This window comes from Achromobacter sp. 1012554356 (assembly GCF_059760815.1).
This window is the reverse complement of the sequence record NZ_JCBANC010000068.1, coordinates 22,656-32,748: the sequence shown is the minus strand read 5'-3', so window position 1 is coordinate 32,748 and position 10,093 is coordinate 22,656. Positions and strand designations below refer to the sequence as shown.

Here is a 10,093-nt window from a genome sequence, read left to right as displayed (position 1 = left end):
AACCCAGGCCGCGCTGACCAGCGCCGCGTATGCGCCCAACAGTCCCGGCGCCGCGCACATCCGCAGCTTCGTCCATCGCCGCGGCCACATCACCCAGGGCCAGCTCGCTGCGCTGGAACGCCTGATGGGCCAATGGTCCCTCCCCTATGCCCCCCGCCGCCTGGATCCGGCCGCCGCCTTCGGACGGCAGGCCCCGACGGTGCTGGAGATCGGCTTCGGCATGGGCGAAACCACCGAAAAGATCGCGCTGGCCCGGCCTGGCGACAACTTCCTGGGCGTGGAAGTGTTCAACGCCGGCGTCGGATCGCTGCTGCGCCGCATCGAAGACTCCAGCATTCAGAACCTGCGCATCATTCAGCACGATGCCGTCGAAGTGGTGCGCGACATGATCGCCCCCGATTCCCTGGCCGGCGTGCACATCTACTTTCCGGACCCGTGGCCCAAGAAGCGCCATCACAAGCGCCGCCTGATCCAGCCCGCCTTCATCTCGCTGCTGGCCAGCCGCATTGCGCCCGGCGGCTACATCCACTGCGCCACCGATTGGGAAGACTACGCGGTGCAGATGCTCGAAGTGCTGAGCGGCGAGCCGCTCCTCAAGAACACCGTCGACGGCTACGCGCCGCGCCCCGATTACCGCCCCCTCACCAAATTCGAGACACGCGGCCTGCGCCTGGGCCACGGCGTCTGGGACCTGATCTTCAAGCGAGTCGCCTGATGCTCTATCCGCCGATCGAACCCTACCGTCAAGGCATGCTGGATACCGGAGACGGTCACCAGATCTATTGGGAAATGTGCGGCAACCCCAACGGCAAGCCCGCCGTCTTCCTGCATGGCGGGCCCGGCAGCGGCTGCTCGCCCGTGCATCGGCAGTTGTTCGATCCGCAACGCTACAACGTGCTGCTGTTTGATCAGCGCGGCTGCGGCCGTTCGCAACCCCACGCCAGCCTGGACAACAACACCACCTGGCATCTGGTCACCGACATCGAACGCCTGCGCACCGAAGTCATGGGCGCCGAGAAGTGGCTGGTGTTTGGCGGGTCCTGGGGGTCGACGCTGGGGCTGGCCTATTCCGAGACGCACCCGGCGCACACCAGCGAACTCGTGCTGCGCGGCATCTTCGGCCTGCGGCGCGCCGAGATCCAATGGTTCTACCAGGAAGGCGCGTCATGGCTGTTTCCCGACCGCTGGGAAGAGTACCTGGCGCCGATCCCCGAGGCCGAACGCGGCGACCTGGTCACCGCGTACCATAAGCGCTTGACGGGCAACGACCCCGTCGAGCAACTGCGCGCCGCCAAGGCCTGGAGCAAATGGGAAGACAGCACGATCACGCTGCTGCCCAGCCCGCGCCATCAGCAAAGCCATGCCGCGGACCGCGCGGCGCTGGCCTTTGCGCGCATCGAGAACCACTATTTCTTCAACGCCGGTTTCATGGAAGAAGGCCAGCTGATCCGCGACGCGCAGAAGCTGCGCGGCATCCCGGGCACCATCGTGCAGGGCCGCTACGACGTCTGCACGCCCGCGCGCACCGCGTGGGACCTGCACCGCGCGTGGCCGGAAGCGCAATTTCACCTGGTGCCCGATGCCGGCCATGCCTTCGACGAACCCGGTACGCTGGCGCGCCTGATCGCCGCCACCGACGCCTACGCCAAACAGTGAGGAGCCCTGACATGCACATCACCCTGAACGGAGACGCCCGCGAGTTCCCGCTGGACACCACGGTCAACGAATTGCTCGAAACGCTGGGCTACGCGGGCAAGCGCGTGGCCGTTGAACGCAACGGCGAAATCGTGCCCAAAAGCCAGCACGCGCAGACGGCGCTGTCCGACGGCGACCAGATCGAGATCGTGGTCGCGGTGGGCGGCGGCTGACTTACCGTCATCGCAGCGCCTTGGCGCCGCATCGCGATACGCCTTTGAAGGCCGCTGACACTCAGCGGCCTTTTTGCATGCCGCCGCGCGCACGAGGCGGCCTACACCCACGGATACCAACGTCCTGCGAAGGTGCCAGCATTGTTGCGTAGTCTGGCAAGAGGCTAGCAACCTGTTACACCACAACCCCTCGTCGTAGGGCAAATGTGCGAGTCATAATCGTTTCTATCGCGCCGCCTCGACCGAGGCAGGCGCCTTCAGGGCGCGCAGGTTTTCTCACCGCAATATCGATAAAGGAAACGCTATGGGTCTGCTCAATTTCATCAAGGACGTTGGAGAAAAGCTCTTCGGCGCCAGCGAGGCCAAGGCCGCGACGGCAGAGGAATTGAAGAAAGAGCTGGATAAGCACGGCCTGAACGCGGATGGCCTGCAAATCACGGTGGACGGCGACAAGGTCACGGTCGCGGGTCAGGCGTTGAGCACGGAAGACGCCGAGAAGATTTCACTGGCGCTGGGCAACACGGTTGGCGTGGCCGCGGTGGACAACCAGCTGCAGGTCAAGCAGGCCACGCCGGAAGCCAAGATGTACACCGTGCAAAAGGGCGACAACCTGTGGAAGATCGCCGAAGCGCAGTACGGCAAGGGCCAGGGCGCCAAGAACACCCTGATCTTCGAAGCCAACAAGCCCATGCTCACCAGCCCCGACAAGATCTACCCGGGCCAGGTGCTGCGCATTCCGCCGCTGTCGTAAGCGGCACTGAATTCAAACAATCCGGAGGACACCCATGCGTTCTCCGGCTTGTGTCGCGGTGCGGCGCCCCCTGCCTGCCGCGATTGCTTGGCCAGACGCAATGTCTGGCCATTTTTTTGGCTGACGGTCTGAAGGTGTCTGACACCCCAGCGACACCCGCACGCGCCAAAAGCCTGCCCCACGGGTGTCTGACACCTGGCCTCGTAGCAGAGCGGGGCAGCCCTTTCGGGGGCTGCAAGCGAGCGAAGCGAGAGCGGCGTGGGGCCTCTTACTTCATCCCGAAGCGGCCCAGCCCCTTCATGCCGCCCATGGCGCGCATCATCTTGGCCATGCCGCCCTTTTTCATCTGCTTCATCATGCCCTGCATCTGCTCGAACTGAGCCAGCAGGCGGTTGACCTCTTGAACCGGCACGCCGGAGCCGGCGGCGATGCGGCGCTTGCGCGAGGCCTTGATCAGTTCGGGCTTGGCGCGTTCGGCGGCCGTCATGGAATTCAGGATGCCTTCAGTGCGGCGAAGCTGCTTTTCCGCCTGGCCGCCCTGCAACTGACCGGCGGCCTGCTGGAACTGAGCCGGCAGCTTTTCAAGCAGCGAGCCCATGTCGCCCAGCTTCTTGACCTGGCCGAGCTGGTCGCGGAAGTCGTTCAGGTCGAACTTGTTGCCCGACTTGATCTTGGACGCAAGCTTCTGCGCTTCGGCGATGTCGATGTTCTTCTGCGCCTGCTCCACGAGCGAGACGATGTCGCCCATGCCCAACACGCGCTGCGCCATGCGGTCAGGGTAGAAGGGCTCGAGGCCGTCCAGCTTTTCCGACACGCCGACAAACTTGAGCGGCTTGCCGGTGACGTGGCGCACCGACAGGGCCGCGCCGCCGCGGGCGTCGCCGTCCAGCTTGGTCAGGACGACGCCGGTCAGGGGCAGCGCGTCCGCAAAGGCGCGCGCGGTGTTGACCGCGTCCTGGCCCTGCATCGCGTCCACCACGAACAGCGTTTCCACCGGCTTGACCAGGTCATGCAGCGCGCGGATCTCGCGCATCATGGCCTCGTCGATGCCCAGGCGGCCGGCCGTGTCCAGGATCAGCACGTCGTAATGATGGCGGCGGGCGTGATCGACCGCGCCGCGCGCGATGTCTTCGGGCTTCTGGCTGGGGTCGGACGGCAGGAAATCCACGCCGACCTGCGCGGCCACGCTCTTCAACTGGTCGATAGCGGCCGGACGGTACACGTCGGCGGACACCACCAGCACCTTTTTCTTGCCGGTCTTGCGGCCGTGCTGCGTGTGCTGCCCTTCGCTGAGCCAGCGCGCCAGCTTGCCGGTGGTGGTGGTCTTGCCGGCACCCTGCAGGCCCGCCATCAGGATCACGGCGGGCGGCTGGACGGCCAGCGACAGTTCGTTGGCGTCGGCGCCCAGGTCGCCGCCCATCAGGGCAGTCAGTTCCTTGTTGACGACGCCGACCAGCGCCTGGCCCGGGCTGAGGCTGCCGGCGACTTCTTCGCCCAGCGCCTTTTCCTTCACCCGCGCGACAAAGTCGCGAACGACCGGCAACGCGACGTCGGCTTCCAGCAGCGCCATGCGCACTTCGCGCAGCATCTCCTGCGTGTTGGCCTCGGTCAGGCGGGCTTCCCCTCGCAGCGTCTTGACGACGCGCGACAGGCGTTGAGTTAGGTTATCGAGCATGAGAGGCGTTTCCGCTTAAACTAGTTGATTGAACGGTGGCCGCAGGCGCGGATTCTGCGCTTTCGGGTGACGCGCACCCCAAGGCCCCATCCAGACAACGGTTTCTATGTCACTCGGCATTGTATTTCACACAGCGGCTGCCTTGGCGTACGCGGTGCTAGGGGGGTCGCTTTGGATCCGCCTGGCCGGCGCCGGGGAAGTGGAGCAGACCGGCAGAATCGCCCGTCTGTGCCTGCTGGGCGCCCTGATTCTCCATGGAATCGGGCTGCAACAATCGATGCTGGGATCCCAGCATCTTTTCATTGGATGGGCGCTGGCCCTGTCCGCCGCCATCTGGCTGGGCATGGTCGTGTTCTGGCTGGAAAGCCTGCTGGTGCGCATAGACGGCCTGCAATTGCTGCTATTGCCCGCCGCCGCCATCGCCAGCGGCCTTGCCGCCGTCTTCCCGCAGGGGCAATTCGTGCCCCATGCCGACGATCCCTGGCTGCGCGTGCACCTCTTGATCGCCCTGGCGGCCTACGGCCTCATCACCATTGCCGCCCTGCACGCCATGATGATGGCCCTGCTGGACCGCCACCTGCACCGCCCCCTGGACGCCCCCGCCGAACGCAGCATCATCGGGCGCGTGCTCGATTCGCAGCCGCCGCTGCTGGTGCAGGAGCAGCTGCTTTTCCGCATCATCTGGATCGGATTTGTCGTGCTGACGCTGGCGGTGGGCTCGGGCTCGGTCGCCTCCATGAAGCTGACCGGCAAGATCCTGCCGTTCGACCACAAGACCGTTTTCACCCTGTTGTCCTGGCTGACCTTCGGCGTCCTGCTGGCCGGCCGGCATATCTGGGGCTGGCGCGGCCGCGTCGCGCTGCGTTGGACCCTGACGGGTTTTGGTTTTTTGATTCTGGCCTACACCGGCAGCCGGTTCGTGCTGGAAATGATTCTGCATCGAGGCTGACGTGGGCAAGTTGCTGTTCTGGATCGTTTTGATCATCCTGGTTCTGTTTGTCGCCCGCATTGCCGGCCGCATGGCCGCGCAGCGCCAGGCCGACGCGCAGGGCGGCCAGAAGAAAAAGGCGCAGGGCGCGCAGCCCCCGCCCGCCATCGAATCCATGGTGCGCTGCGCCCATTGCGGCATCCATCTGCCCCGCTCCGAGGCCCTGCTGCAAAACGGCCAGACCTGGTGCAGCCCCGACCACGCCCGCCTGGGTCCGGCAAAGCGCTGACCCGTCTATCCGCCGCGCAGCCGCCCCGGCGGTTTGCCGGATAGGGCATCTGGCGGCGGCGCGGCATAATGGGTGCCGGAATTTTCACACGCTCCCTCCCTATGCCTTTGCTTCTGGATAGACATGGCTGGCTGGCGCCGGCGCCGGGTGTTTCCCTTCTGCGCTCACCCAACTGCGACGCACGCCCCGCGGACACACAGGTCTCGCTGCTGGTCGTGCACAACATCAGCTTGCCGCCGGGCCAGTTTGGCGGACCTGAGGTCGCGGGCCTCTTCCTGAACACGCTGGACTACCTCTCACACCCCTGGCTGGAACGCCTGCGCGGCCTGCGCGTGTCGGCGCACTTTTTCATCCGCCGCGACGGGCGCATCGTGCAATTCGTCGCCACGGACCGGCGTGCCTGGCACGCGGGTGTGTCGCGATTTGCCGGCCGCGAGCGCTGCAACGATTTTTCCATCGGCATCGAACTGGAAGGCACGGACACGCTGCCCTACACTGGCGAGCAGTACGCGTCGCTGCGCCGGCTGACTCACACCCTGCGCGCGCGCTATCCCCTGGTTGCCGCCCAGGGACACGAACATATCGCTCCGGGGCGCAAGTCCGACCCCGGGCCGGCATTCGACTGGACGCGCTTTGGGCGCGACAGCGGCTTTGCGCGGCGGCACCTGCCGCCGGCCTGACCCTTAGAAGGATTGGCTATGTTGAAGATCTGGGGACGCCTGACCTCCGTCAACGTTCAGAAAGTGATGCTGGCCGTACGCGAGCTGGCCCTGCCGCACACCTTTGTTCAGGCAGGCGGCCCGTTCGGCGTGGTCGACACCGCCGATTACGCGGCCAAGCTCAATCCCAACCGCCTCGTCCCAGTCATCGACGACGGCGGCTTCATCTTGTGGGAATCCAACGCCATCGTGCGCTACCTGGCAGCACGCTACGGCGCGGGCACGCTGTGGCCCGAGGACGTCTGCCTGCGCGCCGATGCCGACCGCTGGATGGATTGGCAGGCGACCGAATGGCAGCCGGCCATGGCGCCGGCCTTTCTGGGCCTGATCCGCACGCCCGAAGCCCGCCGCGACAAGGCCGCCATCGACAACTCGATCAAGCGATCCAACGACCGTGCGTTGATTCTGGACCAAGCCCTGCAGGGCCGCGAATTCATCGCCGGTCGCCACCTCACCATGGGCGACATCGCGCTCGTCGCCGCCGCGCACCGCTGGTTGGCCCTGCCCATCGAGCGGCCCGCCACCCCCGCGCTGTCCGCCTGGTACCGGCGCGTCATGATGCGTCCCGCCCCGCAAGGGGTGCTGACCCTGCCGCTGGAGTAGCCGCGCGGGCGGTCACGCACCGCCACACCCGGACAAATTGCAACATTCCTTCTGCGCGATTCGTGCAATTATTGAAAGCCTCTGAGGCGCCTTGGCCCCTGCCATGAGCGTCGTGCGGCTGCCCGTCACCGGCATGCAGGAGGTGACGCCGCAACTCCCCGCCGACGCGCTCTCGCCGGTAGCGCGCAAGGTCCTGGTGGTCGATGACAACCGCGATGCGATCGAGTCCCTGGTCGCGGCGATCGTCATTGAAGGCCACGATGTCACCGCTGCATACGATGGCAAAGAAGCCATCACCGTGGGCGAGCAGGTCAAGCCGGTGGATATGGACGTGCTGCTCGATTTGCTGACGACAATCGAGCATCGCGGCGACGCAAGGTAGCGGTGCGCGAAGCGCTGCACATCCGCGCCGAAGACGCATAGTGCAACGCCACGTTGCAGATCCGCGCCGACGCCATCGCGCCCGGTGGTATCCGCGCGTTTTCAGCCCCCTTCCCGGCAAATATAAGAACGGTCCGATACCCAGAAATTGACCGGTATGACGTAATGGCAGCGCATGCCATGCGACTCCATTGCAATCGTCTGATTGCAGCGGACGCTTGCCTATAGGCAGACCTGACGCTCACGTTTTAGGAAAGGTCTGTCGTTGCGGGAGCACGTCATACCTATCCAACCCGATCTTCGCTTCACCTTTTCCGTCGGCGACGAATCCTTCGAGGTCGTCGAGTTCACGCTGCACGAAGGCCTGTCCGAGACCTTCCTGCTTGACGTAGACCTCGCCAGCGCCAACGCCGCCATCGACTTCGGCCAGGTGCTGGACCGCGCCGCGCTGCTCACCCTCTGGCAGGGCGATACCCCGGTGCGCTACGTGCATGGCGCGGTGTCATCGTTCATCCAAGGCGACACGGGCTTTCGCCGCACCCGCTACCGCGCGGTGATCGAGCCGCGGCTGGCGCGCCTCAAACTCAGTTCGGACTGGCGCATCTTTCAGTCCCTTACGGTTCCGCAGATCGCCGAATCGGTGCTCAAGGCGCATGGTCTGACCCAAGACTACGAGCAGCGCAACACCACCGAGCACCAGGCCCGCGAATACTGCGTGCAAGCGGGCGACACCGACTATCACTTCGTCGAGCGCATCATGCGCGAGGAAGGCTTCTTCTATTCCTTCCGCCACAGCCCCGAAGGCCATCGGCTGGTCCACAGCGACCGCCTGTTCATCCATGGCCGGGTGGGCGACGAACCCGTGCAATACAACCCCACACCCGGCGGTGACCAGCCACAACCTGCGCTGCGCCGCTTCGCGTACACCGAGAACGTGCGCACCGCGCGTCAGACGCAGCGCGACTACACCTTCCACCATCCGCGATACGCACACCAGCACAGCCGCGACGGGCAAGACCTGGACCACCAGGGCCGCCGCTACGAACGCTACGACTATCCCGCGCGCGCCAAGTTCGACGAGGCCGGCAAACCCTTCGCTGGAAACCGCCTGCGCGGCCATCGCCGTGATGCGCGCATTGCCCTGGTCGAAGGCGACGACCCCCGCCTGCAGCTGGGCATTTCCTTCACGCTGGCCGGGCACCCGCGCGAAGCCATGAACCGCGGCTGGCGCCCGGTGCGTATCGTCCACCGGGGCAAGCAGCACGCCAGCCAGGCCGAGGAAAGCGCCGAAGCGCAGTCGGGTACGCATTACCGCTACGAGGCCGAACTGGTGCCGGACGACGCCGAGTGGCGCGCCGAACCGCTGCCCCGGCCACACATTGATGGACCGCAGAACGCCGTCGTGGTCGGTCCGCCCAACGAAGAAATCCATACCGACGAATATGGACGCGTGAAGGTCCAGTTTCCCTGGGATCGCGTGGGCAAACATGATGGGTTCAGCTCATGCTGGATCCGTGTGTCCCAGAACATTGCCGGCGCCACGTGGGGCCACATGGCCATCCCCCGCATCGGCCAGGAGGTCATCGTCTCGCATTTCGACGGCGACCCCGACCAGCCCGTGATCACCGGCCGCGTCTACAACCGCCTGCAGTTGCCGCCTTACGAACTGCCAAAGTTCAAAGACCTGGCAACGGTCAAGAGCAAGGAGCACAAGGGCAAGCGGGCCAGCGAACTGCGGCTGGACGACACCCCATCGCAAATCAGCGCCGCGCTGATGAACGACCATGGCGCCAGCCACCTGCACCTGGGTTATCTCACCCATCCGCGGCCCAACGGTGGCGCGCCGCGCGGCGAAGGCTTCGAACTGCGCACAGACCTTCACGGGACGCTGCGCGCCGCGCAAGGCCTGCTGCTGACCACGGAGTCGCAAGCCAACGCCCAAGGTGGCCAACTCGACCGCAACGAGATCGTGGCCGTCCTGGAGGCAGCGCTACAACTAGCCCGCAGCCTGGGCGACTACGCCGGCGAGCATCAAGGCGCCCCTCACGACGCCGAGCCGCGCCGGGATCTGACTGCGTGGGTGCGAGCCCTTGGCCATGGCGCCAACGACCAGACCCGCGGCACTGGCGAAGGAACCGCGCCTGTCATGGCGCTATCCGCCCCCGCCGGCATCGCTGCCGGAACACCCCTCTCCATCGCGTTGGGCGCGGGCGAACATCTGGATGCCGTCGCCCACGCAAACCTGCAATTGACGGCTGGTGAACGCGTGGTCGTCAACGCCGGCAATGGCCTGGGCACGTTCGCGCAACGGGGAGACATGCGCCACATCGCGCATACCGGCCAGCTGCGCCTTCAGGCGCAACACAACAGCATCCACATCGACGCCGACAAGAGCGTGGAGGTTCGCGCCAACAACAACCATGTCACGGTTTCAGCCGAAGAACACGTCACCCTGCTGTGTGGCGGCGCCTACATCAAGATGGCAGGCGGCAACATCGAGATGGGCATGCCCGGGGTCTTCACCGTCAAGGCCACAGACCACAACCTCACGGGACCGGGAACCATGGTGCCCACCCTCGGCCAATTCTCGGGCAAGCCCGGGCCGTTTGAAGAGTTCTTCGTGTTGCGCGACGCAAGCACGAACAGAGTTCTGCCGAATCACGCGTACGAGATCGTCCGCGCCAGTGGCGACATCGTGCGTGGACGGACCGACGCGCAGGGCCGTACGCAGGTCATCACCAGCGACACGAGTGAACCTTTGGAGGCTTCGGCAATACCGGATCCGGATGACCTCTTGCATCTGAGCGCCAGCTATTGGGATGGCGCTGGCAGCTATTCGCTGGATTTTCTTCGCAATCCTAATTAGGAGACAGGCTGAA

The 10,093-nt window shown here is 65.4% G+C and carries 11 protein-coding genes; 10 read left to right on the top strand and 1 reads right to left on the bottom strand.

All coding sequences use genetic code 11. The annotated features are described in order from the left end of the window. The 4 genes from trmB to lysM all read left to right on the top strand — a co-directional run. Positions 1-715: tRNA (guanosine(46)-N7)-methyltransferase TrmB (trmB, locus tag AC6LJW_RS25600; RefSeq protein ID WP_498088594.1), on the top strand; the 715-nt coding region annotated here is incomplete at its 5' end. Further along, entirely contained in the window at positions 715-1,656 is a 942-nt protein-coding gene (gene pip / locus AC6LJW_RS25595; protein WP_056559412.1) for a prolyl aminopeptidase, read from the top strand. The genes trmB and pip, both read left to right, overlap by 1 nt. Before the next feature lie 11 nt (positions 1,657-1,667). Then, positions 1,668-1,868: a sulfur carrier protein ThiS gene (thiS, locus tag AC6LJW_RS25590; RefSeq protein ID WP_056559414.1), complete on the top strand. Its 201-nt coding sequence runs from the start codon at positions 1,668-1,670 to the stop codon at positions 1,866-1,868. A 304-nt stretch (positions 1,869-2,172) separates the two neighbouring features. Then, positions 2,173-2,619, top strand: coding sequence for a peptidoglycan-binding protein LysM (gene lysM / locus AC6LJW_RS25585; protein WP_056559419.1), 447 nt, complete (start codon positions 2,173-2,175; stop codon positions 2,617-2,619). Positions 2,620-2,887: 268 nt separating this feature from the next. On the opposite strand, the gene ffh is transcribed toward lysM, so the two are convergent. Then, a complete protein-coding gene (ffh, locus tag AC6LJW_RS25580; protein ID WP_056559422.1) occupies positions 2,888-4,294 on the bottom strand; it encodes a signal recognition particle protein in 1,407 nt (468 codons plus the stop codon). Positions 4,295-4,400: 106 nt separating this feature from the next. Between ffh and AC6LJW_RS25575 the strand changes: the two genes are divergently transcribed. From AC6LJW_RS25575 to AC6LJW_RS25550, 6 genes are all read left to right on the top strand, one after another. After that, positions 4,401-5,243 (top strand): cytochrome C assembly family protein, encoded by an 843-nt coding sequence (locus tag AC6LJW_RS25575; RefSeq protein WP_056559425.1) that lies wholly within the window; start codon positions 4,401-4,403, stop codon positions 5,241-5,243. 1 nt (position 5,244) lies between these two features. Next, complete coding sequence (locus tag AC6LJW_RS25570) at positions 5,245-5,511, top strand: PP0621 family protein (RefSeq protein WP_056559429.1); 267 nt, start codon at positions 5,245-5,247, stop codon at positions 5,509-5,511. A 101-nt stretch (positions 5,512-5,612) separates the two neighbouring features. Beyond that, positions 5,613-6,191, top strand: coding sequence for a 1,6-anhydro-N-acetylmuramyl-L-alanine amidase AmpD (gene ampD, locus AC6LJW_RS25565; RefSeq protein WP_498088592.1), 579 nt, complete (start codon positions 5,613-5,615; stop codon positions 6,189-6,191). Between the two features lie 18 nt (positions 6,192-6,209). Continuing rightward, on the top strand, positions 6,210-6,833 hold the full coding sequence (locus AC6LJW_RS25560) for a glutathione S-transferase family protein (RefSeq protein WP_056559434.1): 624 nt from the start codon (positions 6,210-6,212) through the stop codon (positions 6,831-6,833). A 103-nt stretch (positions 6,834-6,936) separates the two neighbouring features. After that, positions 6,937-7,215 carry a response regulator gene (locus AC6LJW_RS25555; protein WP_498088590.1) on the top strand — a complete coding sequence of 93 codons (279 nt, stop codon included), beginning with the start codon at positions 6,937-6,939 and terminating at the stop codon, positions 7,213-7,215. Between the two features lie 264 nt (positions 7,216-7,479). After that, positions 7,480-10,080 (top strand): type VI secretion system Vgr family protein, encoded by a 2,601-nt coding sequence (locus tag AC6LJW_RS25550; RefSeq protein ID WP_498088588.1) that lies wholly within the window; start codon positions 7,480-7,482, stop codon positions 10,078-10,080. Positions 10,081-10,093 lie beyond the last annotated feature (13 nt).